Here is a 25,842-nt window from a genome sequence, read left to right as displayed (position 1 = left end):
TTTGTCTTTTTATCGCTCCCGTTTTATCCGCTGAGGGGCGGGGCGCAAGGGACAGCGCCATCAAACAAAATTGCGGGCTGCAACATGCGGCAGCGGAAACGCGCCGAAAGGGTGGGATATGCGAACAGTTATCTTCGATCTGGACGGCACGCTGGCCGATACTTCCGGCGATTTGCTGGCGGCGGCCAATGCCTGTTTCCGGCAGATGGGGCTGGGCGATGTGCTGAGCCATCCCGAAGACGCTGGTGTTGCCCTGCGCGGCGGCCGCAACATGCTGGCAACCGGTTTGAAGCGGGCGGAAAGGTTCGACGAGACGACCGTTGACGAGTTCTATCCAGTGCTGTTGGAGGCCTACCGCGATGCTATTGACCACCACACCGTGCTCTACCCCGGCGCGATGGAGGCGGTGGAAGCGCTGAAAACCGCAGGCTTCGGTGTCGGCATTTGCACCAACAAGCCGGAGGGGCTGGCGGAACAGCTGATGCGCAGCCTGGGCGTGCGGGATGCTTTTGCTTCGCTGGTGGGGGCAGACACGCTGCCGGTGCGCAAACCCGACCCTGAGCCGTTATTTGAGGCGGCCCGGCGGGCAGGCGGTGATCCGGCCCGCACCTTGCTGGTGGGCGACAGCGACACCGACCGCAATACATCTGCCAACGCGGGCGTGCCGTCGGTGCTGGTGACCTTCGGCCCTTCCGGCGACGATATGGCGGCGCTGCAGCCAGAGGCGCTGCTGCACCGCTACGAAGACCTGCCGGGGATCGCGAAGCGGCTGATTGCGTGATCCCGCAACTTAGTTTCGGGATATTCGGCCGAACGGCTTCCCTCTTGACCCTTGCCGGGCGGCGGCTCACAAACGCCGCATGAGCGAGATATTTTCCGGGTCTTTCACCCAGCAAGAATCCATCCCCGAAGACGCCATCGAGGCTGCGCTGGCGGTGCTGCGCGGCGGGCGTCTCCACCGCTATAATGTGGCGGAAGGGGAGGCCGGTGAAACCGCACTGCTGGAGCAGGAGTTCGCGGCGCAGATGGGGGCGAAATACTGCCTTGCCGTGGCTTCGGGCGGATATGCGCTGGCCACGTCCCTGCGCGCAGTCGGGGTGAAACCGGGTGACAAGGTTCTGACCAATGCCTTCACACTGGCGCCGGTGCCGGGGGCGATTGCCTCGGTCGGGGCGCAGCCGGTCTTTGTTGATGTGGCTGAAAACCTCGCCATTGACCTGGACGACATGGCTGCCAAAACGGATCAGGCCAAGGTGCTGATGCTGTCGCACATGCGCGGGCATCTGTGCGACATGGACCGGCTGATGGATATCTGCAACGCGGCTGGCGTGACCGTGATTGAGGATTGCGCGCATACGATGGGGGCGTCCTGGAATGGCGTGCTGTCGGGCCGTCACGGGGCGGTTGGCTGCTATTCCTGCCAGACATACAAACATGTGAACTCGGGCGAAGGCGGGCTGCTTATCACCGATGATGAGGAAATCGCCGCCCGCGCCATAATGTTGTCGGGGTCTTATATGCTCTATGGCCGCCACCTGGCAGCCCCGGAACCAGAGGTATTCGAGCGGGTGAAATATGAAACACCCAACATTTCGGGCCGGATGGACAACCTGCGTGCCGCTATCCTGCGGCCGCAGCTGCGTGATCTGGACACCCAGGTGGAGCGCTGGAATGACCGCTACCGCGAAGTTGAGAACGGCCTGCGCGGCACGCCGGGCTTGACCGTGGTGGAGCGGCCAGCTCAGGAGGTCTATGTCGGCTCCTCGATCCAGTTCCTGCTGCTGGACTGGAGCGAGGAAGCGGTGCAGGAGGCGGTGCGCCGCTGTGCGGCCCGCGGGGTGGAGCTGAAATGGTTCGGCACACCGGAACCGGTGGCCTTTACATCCCGCTATGACAGCTGGCGCTATGCAGAGACTCCGCGCCTGCCGCAAAGCGACAGGGTGCTGGCCGGCATCATCGACATGCGGGTGCCGCTGACCTTCAGCCTGGAGGATTGCGCCCAGATCGCCCGCATCATCCGCGCCGAGGTCTCAGCCGTCTATCAGTCAGCCTGATAGAGCGGCACCGTCGAGATCGAGACTTTGGCGGATCCATCAGTCAGCTCAGCCGCGTGGGCAGCATAGATCAGGGTCTGGTTGGCTTCGTCGAAGATACGCTTCACCCGCAGCGATTTGAGGATGATGGAGCGGGACTCCCGGAACACCTCCTCGCCGCTTTCGTCCCGGTCGATATCGCCCACCGTTATCGGTCCGGTCTGACGGCACGCGATTGAAGCGTTGGACGGATCCTCGAACCAGTTTCCCTTGGAGAGACGGTCCAGCAACCCCCGCTCGAAGTAGGCGATGTGGCAGGTCACACCGCTGACCTTCGGGTCGGCGATCGCCTCGATGATGATGTCGTTGCCGACCCAATCGACGCCGATCTGCCCGACCTCCTCAGCTGCGGCGGGCAGGCTCAGTAGGCAGGTCAGGGCTGCCGCGGTGCGGTTCAGTCGTTTCATCAGTCTATTTCCTCGCAATCTGATTTTTGCCGGTCTGTCCGGTTTGCTGCCAACCCAACGCGCGCAATCGTCAAAACGATCCGGGGAACCTTTTCCTGGAAGCGGGCGTTGTCTCTGCACAACGGTGCAAAATCGCGCCCTCAGACAGGCATGATATCGAGGAGACTACAATGTTTACGCCCAAATGCGCCTTGACTGCTTCCGCTCTGGCCTTGCTGGCTGCCCCTGTGTGGGCCGGCGCCCAAGTGCAGGCAGTGACCGATCTGAACCTGCGCGCTGGCCCGGGCCCGCAGCACGAGATCATTGGTGTAATCTCTGCCGAAGGCCCGGTTGATCTTGAGGGCTGCCTTTAGGATGGCAACTGGTGCAAGGTCGGATATGAAGGTGCGGATGGCTGGGCCTATGGTGAATACCTGACCGATGCTCTTGCCGACACTTATGTGCCGGTTGTTGCCAAGGACAACCCGGTCAAATTCAACACCGTCACGTACACCAGCACGGAAACCGGTGAAGACGATGCTGCGCTGGGTGCTGTCGGCGGTGCCATCACCGGCGGCCTGATTGCAGGCCCGGCAGGCATTGTCGCCGGGGCCATTGCAGGCTCACTTGCAGGTGAGGCTGCGGTGCCGGACGAGAAGGTGGTGACCTATGTGCGCAGCCACGCCACCGAGCCGGTTTACGTTCAGGGTGAAGTGGTGACAGGCGTCATGATCCCGGAAGAGGTCCAGCTGACCGAGGTTCCGGAGTCCAATTACCGTTACGTCTATCTCAACGGCCTGCCGGTACTGGTTGAGGCCGACAGCCGCACCGTGATTCATGTCATCCGCTGATCCGGTTGGTGCAGTCTGATGCGGGCGGCCTTTCAGGGGCCGCCCGTTGCCGTTTGAGCAGCCTTGCAGGAACACGATTGACCCGAATCGTGGCCTCGTCTATTGAATTGAACAAGTGTTCATATAATCGGCTGTATCCGGAGGCTCCGCGGGATGTTCAACGCTAGCATGACTTTTGATCTTGGTGAGGATGTGAACGCACTGCGCGACGCGGTTCACCGTTGGGCGCAGGATCGCGTCAAGCCGATGGCGCAAGAGATCGACCAGAACAACCAGTTCCCTGCAGAGCTTTGGAAAGAGATGGGCGAGCTTGGCCTTTTGGGGGTTACCGTGCCGGAGGAATTCGGCGGTGCCGGCATGTCCTATCTGGCCCACACAGTCGCGATCGAGGAAATTGCCCGTGCCAGCGCCTCTGTCTCGCTGTCCTACGGCGCGCATTCCAACCTCTGTGTCAACCAGATCAAGCTGAACGGCAACGCCGAGCAAAAGGCCAAGTATCTGCCGCGGCTGATCTCGGGCGATCATGTCGGTGCGCTGGCGATGTCCGAAGCCGGTGCGGGATCCGACGTCGTCTCGATGTCGCTCAGGGCGGAAAAGCGCAACGATCACTTCCGCCTGAACGGTAACAAGTACTGGATCACCAATGGGCCGGATGCCGACACCCTTGTGGTCTATGCCAAAACCGATCCTGACGCCGGTTCAAAAGGCATGACGGCCTTTCTGATTGAAAAAGAGATGAAGGGCTTCTCCACCTCCAAACACTTTGACAAGCTTGGCATGCGCGGCTCCAATACGGCTGAGCTGGTGTTTGAAGACGTGGAAGTGCCGTTCGAAAACATCCTGGGCGAAGAGGGCAAGGGCGTGCGCGTGCTGATGTCCGGCCTGGACTATGAACGCGTGGTGCTGGCAGGCATCGGTACCGGCATCATGGCCTCCTGTATGGACGAAATGATGCCCTATATGGCGGAGCGCAAGCAGTTCGGCCAGCCGATCGGGAACTTCCAGCTGATGCAGGCCAAGATCGCCGACATGTACACCGCGATGAACTCGGCCCGTGCCTATGTCTACGAGGTTGCCAAGTCTTGCGATAAGGGCACGGTGACCCGCCAGGATGCAGCAGCCTGCTGCCTTTACGCATCGGAAGTTGCGATGACCCAGGCGCATCAGGCGGTGCAGGCCTTTGGCGGCGCGGGCTATTTGTCGGACAACCCGGTGGGCCGCATCTTCCGCGATGCCAAGCTGATGGAAATCGGGGCCGGCACCTCTGAGATCCGCCGCATGCTGATCGGCCGCGAACTGATGGGAACCATGTAATGAATACGGGCCTGTTGTTGGCTTTGCTGATGGCGGGCACTTCCGTCATGGCGCAGGAGGTGCATTTCTCCTCCGGTGCGACGGCGGCTTGCGTCGCGGGAGCGGCCAATCAGGACGCAAAGCGCGGCTGCGTGGGCACCTCGGCACAGCACTGCATGGGGCTGACGCCGGATGGCTCCACCACCGTTGGTATGATGGGATGCCTGGATGGCGAGCGCAGCTATTGGGATCAGCGGCTGAACCGCGCCTACAAGTCATTGCGGGCTAAGGCCGAAGCCTTGGATGCTGAAATGGAGGAACTCGGTTCCGCTGCGCCGCAGACGGCGCCGGCGCTCCGCGGCATGCAGCGGGCCTGGATCGTCTATCGCGATGCCGCATGTGATTTCGAAAGGTCGCAATGGGGCGGCGGAACCGGCGGCGGACCGGCTGTGCTGAGCTGCCTGATGCGGCTGACCGGAGAGCAGGCGCTTTATCTGGAAGATGCCTGGCTCGGTGAATAGCAGGCCGGAAGAAGACGCTGGCGGACACGCATTGGCCCGCCAGCATTGGGATGCAAAGGATCAGAAGCGGTGCACGTAAGCAATGTTCAGGACAACCGGGTCGATCTCGGCGGTGCCGATTGCGGCGCCGTTCAGGGTTACGTCGCTGTCGATGTCCATGTAGCGGACATTGAAACGTACTGCACCGCGGTCGGAAATTTGCCAATCCGCGCCGGCATTGAGCGCCACGCCAAAGCTGTCGTCCATTTCGATCACACCAAGCGGCGAACTTTCTTCAAAGAAAGTGGTGTAGTTGAGACCAAGGCCGACAAATGGTTTGATCTTGCCCTGGGCCGGGAAATGGTAGTTGACCGAGATGGTCGGCGGCAGCTGCTTGGCAGAGGCGGCATAGCCGGCGCCGGCCAAAGTGACGTCATGCTCGAACGGCGAAGCGGCCAGCAGCTCAACGCCCCAGTTGTCGCGGAAGAAGTATTCAACCGTCAGCGACAGCGCGGTGCCGTCGTCGATATCGGCGGCCATACCGGCAAGGGTGCCGTTGCCGGATTTCGGGTTCACGTTGGCGATGCCGACGCCAACAGTCCAGTCGCCTTGCTGCTGGGCCAGCGCGGGGCCGGCCAGAGCGGCGAGAGCAGAGGTCAATGCCAGAGCGGAAACCATGCGTTTCATGGGGTGCGTCCCTTTTCTTATGATTACTCCGCCGTGGTGCACCCGGAAGCGGACGAATACCCTGATCTGGATCAAAGGATCGCTCGCTTTGCTTTTGAAAAGACAGGGAAAAACTGCATGCCAGCTATGCGTTTCGGGAATGTCTAAATATGCATAATCCAGGTAACATTTCCGGGTTGCGCGCAGATGGCAGCTGGGACCTGCCGGAGCGGCTGAACATGGCCGCGCAATGCTTGGCGCAACCGGCCGAGACCGTCGCCCTGATCGACATGACCGGCCCGGCACGGCGCGACATCTCCTATGGCGAGCTGGGCCTGATGGTGGACGGGCTGGCCCGCTACCTGCTGAAGCGTATCCAGCCGGGCGACCGGGTCGGTGTGCTGCTGAGCCAGTCACCCTGGTGTGCGGCGGCGCATCTGGCGATCTGGAAGGCAGGCGGCATCTCGGTGCCGCTGTTCAAGTTGTTCAAACGCGACGCGCTGGCCTCCCGCGCCGGTGACGCCGGCGTGCGCTTTGTCTTCACGGATCCGGAAGGCGCAGAGCTGCTGGGCGATCTGGCTGAGGCGGTGATGGTGGAGAGCGCCGGAGTTGATGGCGCGCCGGTGCCCTATGCCGATACCACGCCGGAAACACCGGCGGTTCTGATTTACACCTCCGGCACCACCGGCAGCCCCAAGGGCGCGCTGCACGGCCACCGGGTGCTGACCGGCCACTTGCCGGGGGTTGCCATCAGCCATGACCACCTTGGCCAGCCGGGCGATGTCCTTTGGACCCCCGCGGACTGGGCCTGGATCGGCGGGTTGTTCGACGTGCTGATGCCGGGTCTGGCGCTCGGCGTTCCAGTGGTCGCCGCACGACTGGACAAGTTCACGCCTGAGGCCTGCGCGGACCTGATCACCAAGGCCGGAGTGCGCAATATCTTCTTCCCGCCAACCGCGCTCCGGATGCTGAAGGCAGCCGGGCAGGGGCTCCACGGCCTGCGCTCTGTTGCCAGCGGTGGAGAGCCCCTGGGCGCCGAAATGCTCGCCTGGGGCCGGCGGCAGCTGGGGGTGACCATCAACGAGTTTTACGGCCAGACCGAATGCAATATGGTGGCCTCCTCCTGTGCTGCGGATTTCAAACCGCGCCCGGGCTGCATTGGCAAAGCGGTGCCGGGCCATAAGCTGGCGGTGATTGATGGGTCGGGCAATTCCACGGACGGAGAGGGCGACGTTGCCATTCGCCGCGGCTCGGCGTCAATGCTGCTGGAATACTGGAACCGGCCAGAGGAAACGGCGGCCAAGTTCCGCGGTGATTGGCTGGTGACCGGCGACCGCGGCATCTGGGAAGGCGATTACCTGCGGTTCGTTGGCCGTGAGGATGATGTGATAACTTCGGCGGGCTACCGCATAGGCCCGGCGGAGATCGAGGACTGCCTGTTGACACATCCGGCAGTGGCGACGGCGGGCGTGGTCGGCAAGCCCGACAGCCTGCGCACCGAGATCGTCAAGGCCTATGTGGTGCTGAAATCTGGGGCGGAAGCGTCAGAGCAGGAACTGCAGAACTACGTTAAGGACCGCCTCGCGCATTATTCCTATCCGCGCGAAGTGGCGTTTGTGGAGGCGCTGCCGATGACCGTGACCGGCAAGGTGATCCGCAAGGAGCTGAAGGCGCGGGCAGCGGGGGAAACAGGATGATCCAAGGTGTTGCATACCGGGCGTACGCTGCCCCAACCGGAATTGAAGATCTCAACCCTATAACGGGAGAGTGGAAATGAAACTCACATCCAAGGCGATGCCCTCCTCGGAAGGCTTCAAGCAGAACCGCGAGGCGCATCTGGCGGCGCTTGCGCAGATCAGCGAGGCGGCGGAGGCCGCGCGCATGGGCGGCGGCGAAAAATCCCGCGCCCGCCACGAAAGCCGCGGCAAGATGCTGCCGCGGCGCCGGGTGGCGAACCTCTTGGACCCTGGCTCTCCGTTCCTGGAAATCGGCGCCACCGCAGCGCACAAAATGTATGATGGCGCGGCCCCCAGCGCGGGCGTGGTCGCGGGCATCGGCCGGGTGCACGGGCAGGAAGTCATGGTGGTCTGCAACGACGCCACCGTGAAGGGCGGCACTTACTACCCGATGACGGTGAAGAAGCACCTGCGGGCGCAGGAGATTGCCGAGGAAAACCGTCTTCCCTGCATCTATCTGGTGGACTCCGGCGGCGCCAACCTGCCGAACCAGGATGAGGTCTTCCCCGACCGCGACCATTTCGGGCGCATTTTCTACAACCAGGCCCGGATGTCGGCCAAGGGTATCCCGCAAATCGCCGTGGTCATGGGCTCCTGCACCGCGGGCGGCGCCTATGTGCCGGCGATGTCCGACGTCACCATCATCGTGAAGGAGCAGGGCACCATTTTCCTTGCAGGCCCTCCGCTGGTGAAGGCGGCGACAGGCGAGGTTGTCAGCTCCGAAGACCTGGGCGGAGGCGACGTGCACACGCGCCTCTCCGGCGTGGCGGATTACCTGGCCGAGGATGACGCCCACGCGCTGGCGCTGGCGCGGCGCGCGGTGCAGTCGCTGAACATCACCAAGCCGCTGACGGTGAACTGGGCGAGCCCCGAGGAGCCCGCCTATGACCCCGAGGAAATCCTCGGCGTAGTGCCGGGCGACCTGCGCACGCCTTATGACATCCGCGAGGTCATCGCGCGGCTGGTTGACGGCTCCCGGTTTGACGAATTCAAGCCGCGATTTGGCGAGACGCTCGTCACGGGCTTTGCCCACCTCAAGGGCTGCCCGATCGGCATTATCGCCAACAACGGGGTGCTGTTCTCCGAGGCCGCCCAGAAGGGCGCGCATTTTGTGGAGCTGTGCTCGCAGCGCAAGATCCCGCTGGTGTTCCTGCAGAACATCACCGGTTTCATGGTTGGCCGCAAATACGAAAACGAGGGCATCGCCCGTCACGGTGCCAAGATGGTAACCGCGGTGGCGACCACCAATGTGCCGAAAGTGACTATGCTGGTCGGCGGATCGTTTGGCGCGGGCAACTACGGCATGTCGGGCCGTGCCTATTCCCCGCGCTTCTTGTGGACCTGGCCCAACTCCCGGATTTCAGTGATGGGCGGAGAGCAGGCGGCGGGCGTGCTGGCGACGGTAAAACGGGACGCCATCGAACGCCAGGGCGGCAGCTGGGGAGCAGACGAAGAGGCCGAGTTCAAACGCCCCACCATCAATATGTTCGAGGAGCAGAGCCACCCGCTTTATGCCTCCGCGCGCCTTTGGGATGACGGTATTATCGACCCGCGCAAAAGCCGTGATGTGCTGGCGCTGTCGCTCAGCGCGGCCTTGAATGCCCCGATTGAAGACACGCGCTTCGGCGTTTTCCGGATGTGAGGACCTCCCATGTTTGACAAGATTCTGATTGCCAACCGCGGAGAGATTGCCTGCCGTGTGATGGAAAGTGCCCGTGCCATGGGGGTGCGGACCGTGGCCGTTTACTCTGACGCCGATGCCGCCTCAAAACATGTGGCGCTGGCGGATGAGGCCGTGCATATCGGCGGCCCGGCCCCGGCGGACAGCTATCTGAAGGGTGATGAGATTATCCGTGTTGCGCAGGAAACCGGCGCGCAGGCAATTCATCCAGGATATGGCTTCCTGTCGGAAAACCCGGGTTTTGTGGACGCCGTGGAATCCGCCGGGCTGACCTTTATCGGGCCATCGGCGGATGCGATCCGCAAAATGGGCCTCAAGGACGCCGCAAAGGTGCTGATGGAAGAGGCCGGCGTTCCGGTGGTGCCGGGTTATCACGGGGCCAACCAGGATGCGAAGTTCCTGGCCGGTGAAGCGGAGAAAATTGGCTATCCAGTATTGATCAAGGCCGTGGCAGGTGGCGGCGGCAAGGGCATGCGCCTGGTTGAACAGCCGTCCGAATTCGCCAATGCCCTGAAAAGCGCCCAGGGCGAGGCGACCACCTCTTTTGGCAACCCGGATGTGTTGATCGAGAAATACATTCAGCAGCCCCGCCATATCGAAGTGCAGATCTTTGGCGACGGCGAAACCGCGGTGCATTTGTTCGAACGCGACTGCTCCCTGCAGCGCCGCCACCAGAAGGTGATCGAGGAGGCCCCTGCGCCAGGCATGACCGCGGAAATGCGCGAGGCAATGGGGCAGGCCGGTGTGCGCGCAGCCGAAGCTATCGGCTATAAGGGCGCAGGCACAGTTGAATTCATCGTCGACGGCTCTGACGGGCTGCGTACCGATGGGTTCTGGTTCATGGAAATGAACACCCGCCTGCAGGTGGAGCATCCGGTCACGGAACTGATCACCGGCGTCGACCTGGTGGAGTGGCAGCTGCGCGTCGCCTCGGGCGAGAGCCTGCCGGCGAAACAGGAAGACCTCACCATCACCGGTCACGCCTTTGAGGCGCGGCTTTATGCGGAGGACGTGCCAAAGGGCTTCCTTCCCGCAACCGGCACGCTGACGCATCTGTCCTTCCCGGCTGAGTGCCGCGCCGACAGCGGTGTGCGGGCAGGGGACACCATCAGCCCCTGGTACGACCCGATGATCTCCAAGGTGATCGTGCATGGCTCCACCCGCAAAGTGGCGCTGTCGCGGCTGGCGCGCGCGCTGGAAGAAACGCAAGTTGGCGGCACCGTCACCAACCTTGCCTTCCTTGGCGCACTGGCGGCGCATGAAGGCTTTGCGGAGGGCGAGGTGGACACCGGCCTGATTGCGCGCGATCTGGACGCGCTGACCGCGGTACCGGAGGTGGAACTGCGCCATAAGGCGGCGGCCGGCATGGTGGCGCTGGATCTGGTGGAGGCTGCACCTAACACCGGCTTCACCCTCTGGGCGCCCTTGCACCGGGCCGTTACCCTGTCCCATGCGGGCGAGGAGTTCACCGCCGATGTGCAGGTGGACGGGCCGGACCGGCAGCTGTGGACCATTGATGGCGAAACCGTGGTGGCGGAACGCAGTCAGGGTCAGTGGCGGATTGATGAGCGCCGGATGCCAGCGGTTTCGCAGTCGGGGTCCCTGATCACCGTGCATGATGCCTACGGGCTGGAGTTCACCGCGATTGACCCGCTGGACCGCGATGCGGCAGCGGGCGGCGACAGCAATGTGATCGAAGCACCGATGCCGGGCCTCGTGAAGGCGGTCTTTGCCGAGGCAGGCCAGGCTGTGAAAGAGGGCGACCGGCTCGCCATTCTGGAAGCGATGAAGATGGAGCATTCTCTGCTGGCCGCGCGCGACGGTGTGGTGGCTGAAGTGCTGGCCTCGAGCGGCGATCAGGTCGAAGCTGGCGCGGCGCTGGTGCGGCTGGAAGAAGAAGGCGCTTGACCCGGGTCCGGGGCGGCGCGTTTGCCGTTCCCGGCCCGGTTTGAGTATTTTTGAAAAGATGAAGCCGAAGGGGCATTCCATGGGCGAATTTGCCGAGATCTTCGAGGTCGGCCCGCGTGACGGGCTGCAGAATGAAAAGCGTGAGATCCCGGTGGCGGAGAAGGTTGCGCTGACGGATTGCCTCAGCCGCGCCGGGTTCAAGCGGATCGAGGTGGCGAGTTTTGTTTCGCCCAAATGGGTGCCGCAGATGGCGGGCAGCGCAGAAGTTCTGGCGGGCATCACCCGCGCGCCCGGCGTCCGCTATGCGGCGCTGACCCCCAACATGCGCGGCTACGAGGATGCGGTGGCCGCCAATGCAGATGAGATTGCAGTCTTCGCTTCGGCTTCCGAAGGATTTTCCAAGGCCAATATCAACGCCACGATCGAGGAAAGCATCACCCGCTTTCTGCCCATTCTGGACGCTGCCAAAAGGGTCGGGCTGCCGGTGCGGGGCTATGTGTCCTGTGTGACCGACTGTCCTTACGACGGCGCCACCGCGCCGGAAAAAGTGGCGGTGGTGGCCGATCGGCTGTACGCTCTCGGCTGCTATGAGATCTCGCTGGGCGACACCATCGGGCAGGGGACTCCTGAGGCGATCACCGCAATGCTGAGCGCCGTCACCGCACGGGTCCCTGCGGCACAGCTGGCGGGCCACTACCACGACACCGCGGGCCGGGCGCTCGACAATATAGAGGCTTCGCTGGCGCAGGGCGTGCGGGTGTTCGATGCTGCCGTGGGCGGTTTGGGCGGCTGCCCCTATGCGCCGGGGGCCGCAGGCAACGTGGCGACGGAAGCGGTGCACAAGCGTCTGACCGAGTTGGGCTATGATACAGGGCTGGACGCCGATGTGCTGGCAGAGGCCGCGGCACTGGCTCGTTCCATGCGCGGCCTGCAATAGAATTCAGCGGAGAAGCAAGATGTTTGAGACAATCACTCTGGACACCGACAGCCGTGGAGTCTGCACCCTGACCCTGAACCGGGCGGAGAAGCACAACGCCTTGTCCGGCCGGATGCTGCAGGAGCTGACCCTGGCGGCGAAACGCCTAGCCGAAGACGAGACCGTGCGTGTGGTGGTGCTGACCGGTGCCGGTAAGAGCTTTTGCGCAGGCGGTGACCTGGGCTGGATGCGGGCGCAGATGGATGCCGATGCCGGAACCCGGGCGCGCGAGGCGCGGGTTCTGGCGGAGATGCTGATGGCGCTTAACACATTGCCCAAGCCGCTGATCGGCGCGGTGCAGGGCAATGCCTTTGGCGGCGGTGTCGGCATGGCGTCGGTCTGCGACGTGGCCATTGGTGCGGACCATCTGAAGATGGGCCTGACCGAGACCAAGCTGGGACTGATTCCCGCCACTATCGGCCCTTATGTGATCGCCCGCATGGGCGAAGCCAAAGCACGGCGGGTATTCATGTCGGCGCGTCTGTTCGGCGCGGCGGAAGCGGTGGAGCTTGGACTGCTGGCCAAGGCCGTGCCCGCCGATCAGCTGTCAGAGGCAGTTGAGGCGGAAGTGGCCCCCTATCTGAACTGCGCGCCCGGTGCCGTCTCTGCCGCCAAAAAGCTGGCTCGCGATCTGGGGCCGCAACTTGATGACGCTGTGATTGACCATACAATCAAGGCGCTTGTGGCCTGTTGGGAAGGCGACGAGGCGCGGGAAGGCATCGGCGCATTCTTTGAAAAGCGCAAGCCCGCCTGGCAAAGTTGAAAACCAATAAGGATGAGTCACGTTTTGATGGTGGCCGCGGTTTTGCTGCGGCCGCTTTCTTTATGAAATAACTAGGGAATTATGTGCATGTTGCGGCTGTGCTTTTTCCTGTCACAAACCCTTGTAGATTAACCTTGCTTTAGTTGACGCTGTGGGGGCGGGGGGGTATGCACGTGGCAAATCAACACGCCAATTGACGTCGCGCGGGAAACCGCCGGGAAAAGGAGCTGCTCTTGGAAGAGATGTTGAGGGAATACCTGCCGATCCTGGTTTTCCTGGCCGTTGCGGCAGGTTTGGGCATTGTCCTTATCCTGGCAGCCGTTGTGCTGGCAGTCCGCAACCCGGACCCGGAAAAGGTCAGCGCCTATGAGTGCGGCTTCAATGCCTTTGATGATGCCCGCATGAAATTCGATGTCCGGTTCTATCTGGTGTCGATTCTCTTCATCATTTTTGACTTGGAAATCGCATTCCTGTTTCCCTGGGCCGTCGGTTTCAAGGATATCAGCGATACAGGGTTCTGGTCGATGATGGTGTTCCTCGGCGTGCTGACCATCGGCTTTGCCTATGAATGGAAGAAAGGGGCGCTGGAATGGCAGTGATGACCGGAGCCAACACCGCCGGTGTGGACAAGGAAGTTGTCACTCAGGCCCTCAATGCTGAACTGCAGGACAAAGGATTCCTGCTGACGTCGGCAGAAGATATCATCAACTGGGCCCGTACCGGCTCGCTGCACTGGATGACCTTTGGTCTGGCCTGTTGTGCGGTTGAGATGATGCACACCTCGATGCCGCGTTATGACGCCGAACGGTTCGGCATCGCGCCGCGGGCCTCGCCGCGCCAGTCGGATGTGATGATTGTTGCGGGCACCCTGACCAACAAGATGGCGCCGGCCCTGCGCAAGGTTTATGATCAGATGCCCGAGCCGCGGTATGTGATCTCGATGGGGTCCTGCGCCAACGGCGGCGGCTATTACCACTACAGCTATTCCGTGGTGCGCGGCTGCGACCGGGTTGTGCCGGTCGACGTCTATGTGCCCGGCTGCCCGCCGACGGCTGAGGCGCTGCTGTATGGCCTGATGCAGCTGCAGCGCAAGATCCGCCGCACCGGCACTCTGGTACGCTAAGAGGGGCGCAAGAACATGACTGAAGCACTGAACGAACTCGGCGCCCAGATCGAAGCCAAACGCCCCGACTGCGTGGTCGCTTGGGACGTCTCCTTTGACGAGCTGAACATTGACGTCACGCCTTCGAATATCGCCGGTCTGGTGGAGTTCTTGAAATCAGACGCCAACTGCAAGTTTTCAACCCTGGTAGACATCACTGCGGTGGACTACCCGGACCGCGCCAAGCGGTTCGACGTGGTCTATCATTTCCTGTCGATGTACCGGAACCAGCGCATCCGCCTGCGGGCTGCTGTGCGCGAGGATGAAATGGTGCCCTCGATCGTCGATGTGCACCCTTCGGCCAACTGGTTCGAGCGGGAAGTCTATGACATGTTCGGCATCCTGTTCTCGGGTCACCCGGACCTGCGCCGGATCCTGACCGACTACGGCTTCCGCGGCTATCCGCTGCGCAAGGATTTCCCGACCACCGGCTATACCGAGGTTCGCTATGACGAGGCGCAAAAGCGCGTGATCTATGAGCCGGTGAAGCTGGTGCAGGAATACCGCCAGTTCGATTTCATGTCCCCGTGGGAAGGTGCCGAGTATATCCTGCCCGGTGACGAGAAGGAGGGCGCAAACTGATGTGGTTTGAACCTCTGGCTGAAGTGGGAACCTTGCTGGCAGGCTGTGCGGCCATGCTGGGCGCGGCTCTGCCCCTTTTTAAAAAATCTTACGATGCCACAAATTATGGCATCGTCACTGTTAAACGCATGGAGGCCCGCAAATGATGGACGGCTCCAAATTCGATGACGGCAGCGTTGACGCGCTGAGCGGCGAGCAGAAGATCCGCAACTTCAACATCAACTTCGGCCCGCAGCACCCTGCGGCGCATGGGGTTTTGCGTCTGGTGCTCGAACTCGACGGCGAGATCGTCGAGCGCTGCGATCCGCATATCGGCCTGCTGCACCGTGGCACCGAAAAGCTGATGGAAAGCCGCACCTACCTGCAGAACCTGCCGTATTTCGACCGCCTCGACTACGTGGCGCCGATGAACCAGGAACACGCCTGGTGCCTGGCCATCGAAAAGCTGACCGGTGTCGAGGTTCCCCGCCGCGGCCAGCTGATCCGGGTGCTGTACTCGGAAATCGGCCGGGTGCTGAACCACCTTTTGAACGTCACCACGCAGGCGATGGATGTCGGCGCGCTGACCCCGCCGCTGTGGGGCTTTGAAGAGCGCGAAAAGCTGATGGTGTTCTACGAGCGCGCCTGCGGCGCGCGCTTGCATGCGGCGTACTTCCGCCCGGGCGGCGTGCATCAGGATCTTCCGGATGATCTGCTGGACGATATCGACCTCTGGGCGCTGGAATTCCCCAAGGTTCTGGACGACATCGACGGCCTCTTGACCGAAAACCGCATCTTCAAGCAGCGCAACTGCGACATTGGCGTGGTGACCGAGGAAGAGATCCAGCAATACGGCTTCTCCGGCGTCATGGTGCGCGGCTCCGGCCTCGCCTGGGACCTGCGCCGCGCGCAGCCCTATGAATGCTATGATGAGTTCGAGTTCCAGGTGCCCGTCGGCAAAAACGGTGACTGCTACGACCGCTACCTCTGCCGCATGGAAGAGATGCGCCAGTCGACCTCTATCATCCGCCAGGCGATTGCCAAGCTGCGCGAGGCCACCGGCGACGTGATGGCCCGCGGCAAGCTGTCCCCGCCCAAGCGCGGCGATATGAAGACTTCGATGGAAAGCCTGATCCATCACTTCAAGCTCTACACTGAAGGCTTCCACGTCCCGGCAGGCGAAGTTTACGCCGCCGTCGAGGCCCCCAAGGGCGAGTTTGGCGTCTACCTGGTGGCAGACGGGTCCAACAAACCCTACCGCTCCAAGATCCGCGCGCCCGGGTTCCTGCACCTGCAGGCGATGGACCATGTGGCCGGCGGCCACCAGCTGGCCGACGTCGCCGCCATCATCGGCACAATGGATGTCGTGTTCGGGGAGATTGACCGTTGAAACTGCCTGCCCTGTTTCATCTTTTCAAAAATACTCCCGCCGGAGGCATCCGAGCGGGCAACGCCCACCAAAAGGTGATCTGATGCTGCGCCGTCTCCACTCAGAACAACCCGACAGCTTTGCCTTCACTCCGGCCAACCAGGCCTGGGCCGAGGCGCAGATCACCAAATATCCCGAAGGCCGCCAGGCTTCGGCGGTTATACCGCTGTTGTGGCGCGCGCAGGAGCAGGAAGGCTGGGTTACCAAACCCGCAATCGAGCACATCGCCGATATGCTGGGCATGGCCTACATCCGGGTGCTGGAAGTCACTTCCTTTTATTTCATGTTTCAGATGCAACCGACCGGGTCTGTTGCCAATATCCAGATCTGCGGCACCACCTCCTGCATGATCTGCGGGGCCGAGGATCTGGTTGCAGTCTGCAAGGAAAAGATTGCTGAAAAGCCGCACACCCTGTCGGCGGACGGCAAGTTCTCCTGGGAAGAGGTCGAATGCCTGGGCGCCTGCACCAATGCGCCTATGGCCCAGATCGGCAAGGACTATTACGAAGACTTGACGGTTGAGAGCTTTACCCGGCTGCTTGACGATTTGGCCGCTGGCAAAGCGGTTACACCCGGCCCGCAGAACGGGCGCTATGCTGCTGAGCCGAAATCAGGCCTGACCTCGCTGACTGATTTCGACAGCGGCAAAACCCAGTACAATGCAAGCGTGCAACTGTCGACCGACATCAAGGACGGCGTCAAGCGCATCCAGGGGGATGAAGTGCCGCTGCTGACCCCCTGGGTCGGCAAGGACGGTGTTGTTGCTGGCCGCGCCGCAGCGGATGTGCCGCCCAAGGCTCCGGAAGCTCCCAAACCTGCGGTCAAACAGGCGGAGGAAGCGGCCAAGGCCGCGCCTAAGAAAGCCGCTTCGGTTGAACCTGCATCGCCGGAAGGTGCAGCAGCAGATGCTGAGGATGCTCCGGCGGAAGAAAGCCAGCCGATGGTGCTGAAAGAAGCCCTGGGCGGCCTGCCGGATGATCTGAAGCTTTTGAAGGGCGTCGGCCCGAAGCTGGAAGAAAAACTGAATGAGCTGGGTTTCTTTCACTTCGAACAGATCGCTGACTGGACCGAAGCCGAGGTTGCCTGGGTTGATGCGCGGCTCAAGTTCAAGGGCCGCATCACCCGCGACGGCTGGATCGAACAGGCCAAGCGCCTGCAGGTGGGTGACGAGACCGAATTTGCCAAACGCGCCAAGGCCGAAGGCATCTACGAAAACGACCAATAACGGGCAGCGGCCCGCAGGGACCGCGCCCAGGTGATAGGGAACAGATGAGCAAGGAACAGGACCAGGCTATCGCTGCAAAGGGCCGGCATATCGCGCTTGTGATTGCCGGGACCATTTTGCTGTGGATTGCCGTGTCGCTGTTCATCGGCCCCATGCTGGGGCTGCCGGGGCGCTATGCCTTGCTGTTCGACTTCGCCGCGCTGGCAGGCATGATCTATGCCTTGGTCAACATATTTCAACTCTGGCGCATGCGTCAGGACAGCCAAAGGTAGGCACACATGCTGAAGGATCAGGACCGGATCTTTACCAACCTTTACGGGATGCACGAACGTACTTTGGCAGGCGCCAAGGCGCGCGGCCACTGGGACGGCACCGCGGGTCTCGTTAAGAAGGGCCGCGACTGGATCATTCAGACGATGAAGGACAGCGGCCTGCGCGGCCGTGGCGGCGCGGGCTTCCCGACCGGCCTCAAGTGGTCCTTCATGCCCAAGGAAAGCGATGGCCGCCCGGCCTATCTGGTGATCAACGCCGATGAATCCGAGCCGGGCACCTGCAAGGACCGCGAGATTATGCGCCATGATCCGCATACGCTGATCGAGGGCGCGCTGATCGCCTCCTTCGCGATGAACGCGCATACCTGCTACATTTATCTTCGTGGCGAATACATCCGCGAGCGCGAGGCGCTGCAAGCGGCAATCGACGAATGCTACGATAAGGGCTTGCTGGGCCGGAACGCAGCCGGCTCCGGCTGGGATTTCGATGTCTTTCTGCACCACGGGGCAGGGGCCTATATCTGCGGCGAGGAAACAGCCCTGATCGAGAGCCTGGAAGGCAAGAAGGGCATGCCCCGGATGAAGCCGCCGTTCCCGGCAGGTGCGGGCCTTTACGGCTGTCCGACCACTGTGAACAACGTGGAATCCATCGCCGTTGTGCCCACCATCCTGCGCCGCGGTGCCGACTGGTTTGCAGGCTTTGGCCGCCAGAACAACGCAGGCACCAAGCTGTTTGCGATCTCCGGTCACGTCAACAACCCCTGCGTGGTGGAAGAGGCGATGTCGATTGGTTTCGAGGAGCTGATCGAAAAGCATTGCGGCGGCATCCGCGGCGGCTGGGACAATCTCTTGGCCGTGATCCCCGGCGGCTCTTCGGTGCCATGCGTGCGCGGCGAGAACATGCGCGATGCGATCATGGATTTTGACTACCTGCGCGGCGAGCTGGGCTCGGGTCTTGGCACCGCGGCGGTGATCGTGATGGACAAGCAGACCGACATCATCAAGGCGATCTGGCGCCTGTCCAAGTTCTACAAGCACGAAAGCTGCGGACAGTGCACCCCCTGCCGCGAAGGCACGGGCTGGATGATGCGGGTCATGGACCGTCTGGTGAAGGGCGAGGCGGAACTGGAAGAGATCGACATGCTGTGGGACGTGACCAAACAGGTCGAAGGCCACACCATCTGTGCCCTTGGCGACGCGGCCGCCTGGCCGATCCAGGGCCTGATCAAGAACTTCCGCGAAGAAATCGAAGACCGCATCAAGGCCCAGAAAACGGGCCGCATGGGCGCGATGGCGGCGGAATAACTGATGGAAGCCTTCGCCGCATATTCCCACGCTTTGGCTGCGCTGGTGATCTTTACCCTGATCACCCTGGCGTTGTCGCCGTTTTCGGCGCTGGCTAAGCAGAAGGCAGGTCTTGCCCCCGGCGCCACACCGCAGGAGGATTACGCGGAGAAGGCGTACCGGCTGAACCGGGCCTATTTGAACGGCTGCGAGACGCTGCCGGCTTTCCTGACGGTGACACTGGCGGCGATCCTGGCAGGCACTGCACCGTTCTGGGTGAATTTTCTGGCCTCGCTTGTGCTGGTGTCGCGGGTGATCATGATCCTCATCCATCTTCGCGGCAGCGGCAAACCGCATGGCGGGTTGCGGTCGGTTTTTTATGTGATTGGCTGGTCCTGTATGGGCGGCTTAGCAATTTTGACTTTGGTGGCAGTATTTTGAAAATTCTAACGACATACCGGGTGGCTGTGCCGATGGCTTGTTTGGCAGTTGCGGCGCTGGTCACAGCCTGCGGCTCCAGCACCACCAATAAGAACAGGGAACTGTATGACGGCGTCCCGTTCAAGGCCAAGGCCAAGCCGGTGGACAAGAAGGTGAACCGCGCTGATTTCTCAATCGAAATCAAGGGGGCGGAGCGCTCTGTCACAGGTGCGCGCGAGGCTGCTGCACATGCCGGCACCACCTATTGCGTTGTGAACTACGGCTCGTCCAAAATCGATTGGGCGGTGGACCCGGCCGATCAGGATGCGCAGCTGACACTGACCGACGGCAAGGCCACTTTCCAGGGAACTTGCACACCGTGAGCGGATTTCCAGCATATCAGGGCTGGCCGGCCCGGCTGCTATTGAATAGCAGCGCCGCGCGCTTGAGCAGTGGGAGCTTCAAACTGAAGGAGTTCTTTGCCATGCGTGCCCTGATTGCTGTTGCTCTGTCTGCCTTTGTTGCCCTGCCGGTTTCGGCACTGGCCAAACCGTCGCTGCGCGATGTCGCCGAAATCGAAGACCCCTTGTTTGCGGTGGCCATGGCCAAGGAAGTCTCTGACCACTGCGACCGCCTTGCGCCGCGCTACTTCAAGGGGCTGGGCGAGTTGCGCCGGCTCAAAGCACGGGCGAATGAGCTGGGATACTCGGACACGGAAATCCGGGCCTACATCGATTCGGATGCCGAGAAGGCCCGTATGCGTGCCAAGGGCGAGCGGCTGCTGGCGCAGAACGGCGTCTCGTATGAACAACCGGAAACCTTCTGCGCCTACGGCCGCGCGGAAATCGAAAAGAACAGCGCGATCGGCGTGTTACTGAGGGCGAAATAGACCATGTCTGACCTCCGCAAGATCAACATTGACGGAACCGAGATCGAGGTGGAAGGGGCGATGACCCTGATCCAGGCCTGTGAGGAGGCGGGTGTCGAGATCCCGCGCTTCTGCTACCACGAGCGCCTGTCGATTGCCGGCAACTGCCGCATGTGCCTTGTTGAAGTTGTCGGCGGCCCGCCGAAACCCGCCGCCTCCTGCGCGATGCAGGTGCGCGACCTGCGCCCCGGTCCCGAAGGCCAGGCGCCGCAGGTGAAAACCAATTCGCCGATGGTCAAGAAAGCCCGCGAAGGCGTGATGGAGTTCATGCTGATCAACCACCCGCTGGATTGCCCGATCTGCGATCAGGGCGGCGAGTGCGATCTGCAGGACCAGGCAATGGCCTATGGCATCTCTGACAGTCGCTTCAAGGAAGCCAAGCGTGCGGTGGATGATCTGGATCTCGGCCCGCTGGTCGGCACCGCAATGACCCGCTGCATCAGCTGCACCCGCTGTGTGCGTTTTACATCCGAAGTGGCCGGCATCACTCAGATGGGCCAGACCGGGCGCGGCGAGGATGCAGAGATCACCTCCTACCTGAACCAGACGCTGCAATCGAATCTGCAGGGCAATATCATCGACCTTTGCCCGGTTGGCGCGCTGACGTCGAAACCTTATGCCTTCACCGCACGGCCTTGGGAGCTGACCAAGACCGAGACCATCGATGTGATGGACGCGCTGGGATCGAACATCCGCGTTGACACCAAAGGCCGTGAAGTGATGCGGATTCTGCCGCGCAACCATGACGGCGTGAACGAGGAATGGATCAGCGACAAAACCCGCTTTGTCTGGGACGGGCTGCGCCGCCAGCGCCTTGACCGCCCTTATGTGCGTGTCGATGGCAAGCTGAAACCAGCCTCCTGGCCGGAAGCGCTGTCTGCCGCATCCAATGCCATGAAGGGCAAGAAAGTTGCCGGCCTGATCGGCGATCTGGCCCCGGTTGAGGCAGCCTTTGCACTGAAACAGCTGGTCGAGAGCCTGGGCGGCAAGGTGGAATGCCGCACCGACAACGCCCGCCTGCCGATCGGCAACCGGGCGGGTTATGCCGGCACCGCGGCCATCGAAGACATCGACAGCGCCGAATACATTCTGTTGGTCGGCACCAACCCGCGTGATGAAGCCCCGGTGCTGAATGCGCGCATCCGCAAGGCCTGGCTGAATGGTGCGAAGATCGGCAATATCGGGCAGCCGGCGGATCTGACCTATGAAGTGTTCCAGATGGGGGCAGGGCGCGACGCGCTTGCCGGTCTGGAAAAGCACGAGTTCAGCGACATCCTGGAAAAGCCCTCGGTGATTGTCGTGGGTGCGGGCGCTCTGCGCGAAGCGGACGGGCTTGCCGTTCTGGCTCATGCCATGCACGCGGCCGAACGCACCAACGGCAAACTGCTGATCCTGCACACTGCTGCGTCCCGTGTGGGGGCAATGGATGTGGGGGCTGTCACCGAAGGCGGCATGGAAGCAGCCATCGACGGCGCCGAAGTGATCTATAACCTTGGCGCGGATGAGGTCGAAATCGACGCAGGCGCCTTCGTGATCTATCAGGGGTCCCACGGTGACCGCGGCGCACACCGTGCTGACGTGATCCTGCCGGGTGCTGCCTATACCGAAGAAAACGGGTTGTTTGTAAATACCGAAGGCCGTCCGCAGCTGGCGATGCGTGCAGCGTTCGCTCCGGGTGAAGCCAAGGAAAACTGGGCCATCCTGCGCGCCCTCAGCGCCGAAGTTGATGCCAAGCTGGGCTATGACTCTCTGGCGCAGTTGCGCCAAGCGCTGGTTTCCGAAGTGCCTCATCTGGCCAGGATCGACGAAGTGGCTGAAAAAACAGGCGACGCGCTGGAGCTGGACAAGCTCGGCAAGGCAGACTTCCTGCCCGCGGTAAAGGATTTCTACCTGACCAACCCGGTCGCCCGCGCATCCCAGTTGATGGCGGAACTGTCGGCAGGCGTGAAAGCCCGCGAAACCGGGAAACTGGCCGCCGAATGATCCGCTTTGCCCTCATAACGCCCTTCCTGCTGGCCGCCTGTGCAATGGCGCCCGGCAGCGAAGGGGAGCGGCCTGCCCCGATCCATGAAGGGGTGGAAACCAGCCTGCTGGAGGGCGATCTGGTGCAATTTCACGTCTCTATGCGCGGCGCAACCGTGCAGGAAGACCTCGATAACTATGCGGAATGTGCCGCCGCGCAATACGCGCTGATCCGGGGTTACGGGTTTGCGCGCCATGTGCGCACAACAATGAAACAGGCAGGGGGCAGCCGGACCGCTGATGCGGTTTATCTGATTTCGCCCTCTCTGCCGCGCGGGCTGCGCACCATCGACGCCGAAGTCGTGGTCGCGGATTGCGCGGCAAACGGAATACCGACGGTGTGAGGACCTATGGCTGATTTCTTTAACACTCCAGGCGGCATCGCTGTTCTGATCCTGGCGCAAGTGCTTGCAGTTGTTGCCTTTGTGATGATCTCGCTCCTGTTCCTCGTCTACGGGGACCGCAAGATCTGGGCCGCGGTCCAGATGCGCCGGGGGCCGAATGTGGTGGGTGTCTTCGGCCTGCTGCAATCGGTGGCCGACGCGCTGAAATATGTGGTCAAGGAAGTGGTGATCCCGGCCGGCGCCGACCGCCCGGTCTTTATCCTTGCACCGCTGACCTCCTTTGTGCTGGCGATGATCGCCTGGGCGGTGATCCCGTTCAACGACGGCTGGGTGCTGTCAGACATCAACGTCGCCATTCTTTATGTCTTTGCGGTTTCTTCGCTTGAGGTCTACGGCGTGATCATGGGCGGCTGGGCGTCGAACTCGAAATACCCGTTCCTCGGCAGCTTGCGCTCCGCCGCTCAGATGATCTCCTACGAAGTATCGCTGGGCCTGATCATCATCGGCATCATCATCTCCACCGGTTCGATGAACTTTGGCGACATCGTGCGCGCGCAGGATGGCGATCTGGGCCTTCTGAACTGGTACTGGATCCCGCATTTCCCGATGGTGTTCCTGTTCTTCATCTCGGCGCTGGCAGAAACCAACCGCCCGCCCTTCGACCTGCCGGAAGCGGAATCGGAGCTGGTTGCGGGCTACCAGGTGGAATACTCGGCGACGCCGTTCCTGCTGTTCATGGCCGGTGAATATATCGCCATCTTCCTGATGTGCGCGCTGACCTCGCTGCTGTTCTTCGGCGGCTGGCTGTCGCCGATCCCGGGCCTGCCCGATGGCGTGCTGTGGATGGTCGCCAAGATGGCGTTCTTCTTCTTCCTCTTCGCGATGGTCAAGGCGATCACCCCGCGCTACCGCTACGACCAGCTGATGCGCCTGGGCTGGAAAGTCTTCCTGCCGTTCTCGCTGGCCTGGGTGGTCTTCGTGTCCTTTGCTGCAAAATTCGACTGGTTCTGGGGCATCTTCGCCCGCTGGACCGTGGGGGGCTGATCAGCAATGGGCGTCGATATCGAGCTCTTTGAACGGCTGGCCGACTTGTCGGCCCGTTTCCAGCCGGAAGGCCGGACGCTTATGCTTGGGCGCCATTCCTTCCGGGTGGAGGATCATATCAAACACAAGTTTAACCGGATCCTGCGCAAGAAGGGGCTCGATCTGACCCATACGGAGCTGCTGCAGGAGGACGGGTACTGCGAAACCTTGATGCGAAAGCTGGGGTTCGGCGACATGGAAACGATGGACTTTTCCGACTATGAAGGCGCAACCATTCTTCATGACCTGAACCGCCCGGTGGCTGCCGAGCTGGAAGGGCAGTTCGATCTGATATTCGACGGCGGCACAATCGAGCATGTCTTCAACGTGCCGATGGCGCTGGAAACGGTGTTCCGGATGCTGAAACCGGGCGGGCGGTTCATTTCCGCAAACGGGTTCAATGGCTGGCCTGCGCATGGCATCTACCAGTTCAATCCCGAACTGGTCTGGACCTTCTGGGGTCGCAACTGCGGCTGCACCGTGCATGACTGCCGCGGCATCCACAAACGGCCGCGCGGAGGCGACTATCATATTGAGTTCCAGGACCCTGCCGAGACCGGCAAGCGGATGCGGCTGAAGGGCAAAATACCGGAGGGGCGCATGTACCTCTATTATGAAATCGAAAAGACCAGCGATTCAGCAATGAAGGACCTGGTGCTGCAAAGCGACTATGAAACCAAGTGGCACAGCCACGGAAACGCCGGCGCAACCCGGCTTGATGACGAAATGGCTCCGCAATGACCCAAATCGACTACACCCGCGCCGCCAAATACTTCCTGCTGCAGGATTTCTGGGTCGGCTTCAAACTTGGGCTGAAGTATTTCTTTGCCCCCAAGGCCACCCTGAACTACCCGCACGAAAAGGGCCCGCTGTCGCCCCGTTTCCGCGGCGAGCACGCGCTGCGCCGTTATCCGAATGGCGAAGAGCGCTGCATTGCCTGCAAGCTGTGCGAGGCGGTCTGCCCGGCGCAGGCGATCACCATCGACGCGGAACCGCGCGAGGACGGCAGCCGCCGCACCACCCGCTATGACATCGACATGACCAAATGCATCTACTGCGGCTTCTGCCAGGAAGCCTGCCCGGTAGATGCCATCGTCGAAGGCCCGAATTTCGAATTCGCGACTGAGACCCGCGAGGAGCTGTTCTACGACAAGGACAAGCTGCTGGCGAACGGCGAACGCTGGGAAGCCGAGATTGCCCGCAACCTTGAAATTGATGCGCCGTACCGATGACTGATCCCAAGAACCCTTTCGAGGCCATGATGGCCCAGATGCAGACCCAGGCGCAGGAGATGGCCAAGGCCTTCAATCCGGCGCTGGAAAACTTCTCGCCGACCGAGGCCTTCAAGGAGTTCGAGGCGCTGTGGCCCACCATGCCCAAAGAGGTCATGGAAATGATGTTCGGCAACACCGTCAACAAAGACGGGCTGGATGCCAAGACCCGGCTGCTGCTGACTCTGGCCGGGCTGACAATGCAGGGCGCGCAGGCTGACAGTGCCGTGCGCCAGACCGTGCGCCACGCACTTGCGGCGGGCGCCAGGAAACAAGAGATCGTGGAAACGATCGGACAGATGTCGGTCTTTGCCGGCATTCCGGCCATGAACCGGGCGCTGGATCTGGCGCAGACGGTCATGGACGACAACAAGGACGATGAGACATGAGCGTTTTTGCCTTCTACCTCTTCGCCGTCAGCGCCATCACCGGCGGGCTGTTCACCGTGATCAGCCGCCAGCCGGTGCATTCGGTGCTGTGGCTGATCCTGGCCTTCCTTTCCTCGGCCGGACTGTTTGTGCTGCTGGGCGCCGAATTCGTCGCCATGCTGCTGGTCATCGTCTACGTAGGCGCGGTCGCTGTGCTGTTCCTGTTTGTGGTGATGATGCTGGACGTGGATTTTGCCGCGCTGAAGGCGGAGATGGCGAAATACATGCCGCTGGCGCTGCTGATCGGCCTGGTGATCCTGATGCAGTTTGTGATGGCTTTCGGAGTCTGGGAAACCGCCCACAAGGCGCCGGAACTGCTGGCCAACCCGGTGCCCGCCGACCGCCACAACACCGAGGCGCTTGGCCTCATTATCTATGATCAATATTTCCTTCTGTTCCAGCTGTCTGGCCTGATCCTGCTGGTGGCGATGATCGGCGCGATTGTGCTGACCCTGCGCCACCGCCAGGACGTCAAGCGCCAGGACGTGGTTGCCCAGATGATGCGCGACCCGGCCGTGGCGATGGAGCTTAGGGATGTGAAACCGGGGCAGGGGCTGTGA

General features: G+C 61.9%; 31 protein-coding genes. 29 read left to right on the top strand and 2 right to left on the bottom strand.

From position 1 onward, the window contains the following. Positions 1-118 precede the first annotated feature (118 nt). Complete coding sequence (locus tag A2I95_RS11895) at positions 119-781, top strand: HAD-IA family hydrolase (RefSeq protein ID WP_291729961.1); 663 nt, start codon at positions 119-121, stop codon at positions 779-781. Positions 782-860: 79 nt separating this feature from the next. Next, positions 861-2,054, top strand: coding sequence for a DegT/DnrJ/EryC1/StrS family aminotransferase (locus A2I95_RS11890; RefSeq protein ID WP_291729960.1), 1,194 nt, complete (start codon positions 861-863; stop codon positions 2,052-2,054). On the opposite strand, the gene A2I95_RS11885 is transcribed toward A2I95_RS11890, so the two are convergent. Beyond that, the gene (locus tag A2I95_RS11885; protein WP_291729959.1) at positions 2,042-2,500 is read right to left on the bottom strand and encodes a CreA family protein; all 459 of its coding nucleotides are present in this window, start codon (positions 2,498-2,500) and stop codon (positions 2,042-2,044) included. The two genes, A2I95_RS11890 and A2I95_RS11885, sit on opposite strands and share 13 nt — an antisense overlap. A gap of 170 nt (positions 2,501-2,670) precedes the next feature. Here A2I95_RS11885 and A2I95_RS11880 point away from each other — a divergent pair, with 170 nt between their 5' ends. The 4 genes from A2I95_RS11880 to A2I95_RS11865 all read left to right on the top strand — a co-directional run bounded on the left by A2I95_RS11880 (position 2,671) and on the right by A2I95_RS11865 (position 5,144). Next, positions 2,671-2,853 carry a hypothetical protein gene (locus A2I95_RS11880; protein ID WP_291729958.1) on the top strand — a complete coding sequence of 61 codons (183 nt, stop codon included), beginning with the start codon at positions 2,671-2,673 and terminating at the stop codon, positions 2,851-2,853. A gap of 87 nt (positions 2,854-2,940) precedes the next feature. Further along, positions 2,941-3,330 (top strand): DUF1236 domain-containing protein, encoded by a 390-nt coding sequence (locus A2I95_RS11875; protein WP_291729957.1) that lies wholly within the window; start codon positions 2,941-2,943, stop codon positions 3,328-3,330. A 153-nt stretch (positions 3,331-3,483) separates the two neighbouring features. Continuing rightward, complete coding sequence (locus A2I95_RS11870) at positions 3,484-4,644, top strand: isovaleryl-CoA dehydrogenase (protein WP_291729956.1); 1,161 nt, start codon at positions 3,484-3,486, stop codon at positions 4,642-4,644. Continuing rightward, complete coding sequence (locus A2I95_RS11865; RefSeq protein WP_291729955.1) at positions 4,644-5,144, top strand: lysozyme inhibitor LprI family protein; 501 nt, start codon at positions 4,644-4,646, stop codon at positions 5,142-5,144. The genes A2I95_RS11870 and A2I95_RS11865 overlap by 1 nt, the downstream gene beginning before the upstream one ends. Before the next feature lie 60 nt (positions 5,145-5,204). Here A2I95_RS11865 and A2I95_RS11860 read toward each other — a convergent pair whose 3' ends face one another. After that, positions 5,205-5,810 carry an OmpW family outer membrane protein gene (locus A2I95_RS11860; protein WP_291729954.1) on the bottom strand — a complete coding sequence of 202 codons (606 nt, stop codon included), beginning with the start codon at positions 5,808-5,810 and terminating at the stop codon, positions 5,205-5,207. Positions 5,811-5,959: 149 nt separating this feature from the next. Here A2I95_RS11860 and A2I95_RS11855 point away from each other — a divergent pair, with 149 nt between their 5' ends. From A2I95_RS11855 to A2I95_RS11745, 23 genes are all read left to right on the top strand, one after another. After that, positions 5,960-7,486: an AMP-binding protein gene (locus tag A2I95_RS11855; RefSeq protein WP_291729953.1), complete on the top strand. Its 1,527-nt coding sequence runs from the start codon at positions 5,960-5,962 to the stop codon at positions 7,484-7,486. Positions 7,487-7,562: 76 nt separating this feature from the next. Continuing rightward, on the top strand, positions 7,563-9,167 hold the full coding sequence (locus A2I95_RS11850) for a carboxyl transferase domain-containing protein (RefSeq protein WP_291729952.1): 1,605 nt from the start codon (positions 7,563-7,565) through the stop codon (positions 9,165-9,167). Positions 9,168-9,176: 9 nt separating this feature from the next. Next, positions 9,177-11,114 carry an acetyl/propionyl/methylcrotonyl-CoA carboxylase subunit alpha gene (locus A2I95_RS11845; protein WP_291729951.1) on the top strand — a complete coding sequence of 646 codons (1,938 nt, stop codon included), beginning with the start codon at positions 9,177-9,179 and terminating at the stop codon, positions 11,112-11,114. Between the two features lie 79 nt (positions 11,115-11,193). After that, a complete protein-coding gene (locus tag A2I95_RS11840; RefSeq protein ID WP_291729950.1) occupies positions 11,194-12,051 on the top strand; it encodes a hydroxymethylglutaryl-CoA lyase in 858 nt (285 codons plus the stop codon). 19 nt (positions 12,052-12,070) lie between these two features. Continuing rightward, positions 12,071-12,853: a crotonase/enoyl-CoA hydratase family protein gene (locus A2I95_RS11835; RefSeq protein ID WP_291729949.1), complete on the top strand. Its 783-nt coding sequence runs from the start codon at positions 12,071-12,073 to the stop codon at positions 12,851-12,853. A 233-nt stretch (positions 12,854-13,086) separates the two neighbouring features. Further along, the gene (locus A2I95_RS11830; RefSeq protein ID WP_024090668.1) at positions 13,087-13,452 is read left to right on the top strand and encodes an NADH-quinone oxidoreductase subunit A; all 366 of its coding nucleotides are present in this window, start codon (positions 13,087-13,089) and stop codon (positions 13,450-13,452) included. Next, positions 13,443-13,976, top strand: coding sequence for an NADH-quinone oxidoreductase subunit B family protein (locus A2I95_RS11825; RefSeq protein ID WP_027258414.1), 534 nt, complete (start codon positions 13,443-13,445; stop codon positions 13,974-13,976). Before A2I95_RS11830 ends, A2I95_RS11825 begins: the two co-directional genes overlap by 10 nt. Before the next feature lie 15 nt (positions 13,977-13,991). Continuing rightward, positions 13,992-14,597, top strand: a complete 606-nt coding sequence (locus tag A2I95_RS11820; protein ID WP_291729948.1) for an NADH-quinone oxidoreductase subunit C — start codon at positions 13,992-13,994, stop codon at positions 14,595-14,597. Next, positions 14,597-14,743, top strand: a complete 147-nt coding sequence (locus A2I95_RS11815; protein ID WP_291729947.1) for a hypothetical protein — start codon at positions 14,597-14,599, stop codon at positions 14,741-14,743. Before A2I95_RS11820 ends, A2I95_RS11815 begins: the two co-directional genes overlap by 1 nt. Continuing rightward, on the top strand, positions 14,743-15,966 hold the full coding sequence (locus tag A2I95_RS11810; protein WP_291730019.1) for an NADH-quinone oxidoreductase subunit D: 1,224 nt from the start codon (positions 14,743-14,745) through the stop codon (positions 15,964-15,966). The genes A2I95_RS11815 and A2I95_RS11810 overlap by 1 nt, the downstream gene beginning before the upstream one ends. Positions 15,967-16,048: 82 nt before the next feature. Continuing rightward, a complete protein-coding gene (locus A2I95_RS11805) occupies positions 16,049-17,230 on the top strand; it encodes an NADH-quinone oxidoreductase subunit E (protein WP_291729946.1) in 1,182 nt (393 codons plus the stop codon). A 44-nt stretch (positions 17,231-17,274) separates the two neighbouring features. Then, positions 17,275-17,502: a DUF5337 domain-containing protein gene (locus tag A2I95_RS11800; protein ID WP_291729945.1), complete on the top strand. Its 228-nt coding sequence runs from the start codon at positions 17,275-17,277 to the stop codon at positions 17,500-17,502. 6 nt (positions 17,503-17,508) lie between these two features. Beyond that, positions 17,509-18,807 (top strand): NADH-quinone oxidoreductase subunit NuoF, encoded by a 1,299-nt coding sequence (gene nuoF / locus A2I95_RS11795; protein WP_291729944.1) that lies wholly within the window; start codon positions 17,509-17,511, stop codon positions 18,805-18,807. A 3-nt stretch (positions 18,808-18,810) separates the two neighbouring features. Beyond that, positions 18,811-19,227 (top strand): MAPEG family protein, encoded by a 417-nt coding sequence (locus A2I95_RS11790; protein ID WP_291729943.1) that lies wholly within the window; start codon positions 18,811-18,813, stop codon positions 19,225-19,227. A 32-nt stretch (positions 19,228-19,259) separates the two neighbouring features. Continuing rightward, complete coding sequence (locus tag A2I95_RS11785) at positions 19,260-19,589, top strand: hypothetical protein (RefSeq protein ID WP_291729942.1); 330 nt, start codon at positions 19,260-19,262, stop codon at positions 19,587-19,589. A 101-nt stretch (positions 19,590-19,690) separates the two neighbouring features. After that, complete coding sequence (locus A2I95_RS11780; protein ID WP_027258422.1) at positions 19,691-20,095, top strand: DUF5333 domain-containing protein; 405 nt, start codon at positions 19,691-19,693, stop codon at positions 20,093-20,095. Positions 20,096-20,098: 3 nt separating this feature from the next. Next, positions 20,099-22,117, top strand: coding sequence for an NADH-quinone oxidoreductase subunit NuoG (nuoG, locus tag A2I95_RS11775; protein ID WP_291729941.1), 2,019 nt, complete (start codon positions 20,099-20,101; stop codon positions 22,115-22,117). Continuing rightward, complete coding sequence (locus A2I95_RS11770) at positions 22,114-22,500, top strand: hypothetical protein (RefSeq protein WP_291729940.1); 387 nt, start codon at positions 22,114-22,116, stop codon at positions 22,498-22,500. Before nuoG ends, A2I95_RS11770 begins: the two co-directional genes overlap by 4 nt. A 6-nt stretch (positions 22,501-22,506) precedes the next feature. Continuing rightward, complete coding sequence (gene nuoH, locus A2I95_RS11765) at positions 22,507-23,544, top strand: NADH-quinone oxidoreductase subunit NuoH (RefSeq protein WP_129371392.1); 1,038 nt, start codon at positions 22,507-22,509, stop codon at positions 23,542-23,544. 6 nt (positions 23,545-23,550) lie between these two features. Next, a complete protein-coding gene (locus A2I95_RS11760) occupies positions 23,551-24,324 on the top strand; it encodes a methyltransferase domain-containing protein (RefSeq protein WP_291729939.1) in 774 nt (257 codons plus the stop codon). Next, positions 24,321-24,815 (top strand): NADH-quinone oxidoreductase subunit NuoI, encoded by a 495-nt coding sequence (gene nuoI / locus A2I95_RS11755; protein ID WP_027258426.1) that lies wholly within the window; start codon positions 24,321-24,323, stop codon positions 24,813-24,815. Before A2I95_RS11760 ends, nuoI begins: the two co-directional genes overlap by 4 nt. Beyond that, a complete protein-coding gene (locus tag A2I95_RS11750; protein WP_291729938.1) occupies positions 24,812-25,243 on the top strand; it encodes a carboxymuconolactone decarboxylase family protein in 432 nt (143 codons plus the stop codon). Before nuoI ends, A2I95_RS11750 begins: the two co-directional genes overlap by 4 nt. Continuing rightward, positions 25,240-25,842, top strand: coding sequence for an NADH-quinone oxidoreductase subunit J (locus tag A2I95_RS11745; RefSeq protein ID WP_291729937.1), 603 nt, complete (start codon positions 25,240-25,242; stop codon positions 25,840-25,842). Before A2I95_RS11750 ends, A2I95_RS11745 begins: the two co-directional genes overlap by 4 nt.

This window comes from Leisingera sp. F5 (assembly GCF_001593695.1).
Note: the sequence above shows the minus strand (reverse complement) of the source record. Positions and strands in the feature narration are given on the sequence as shown.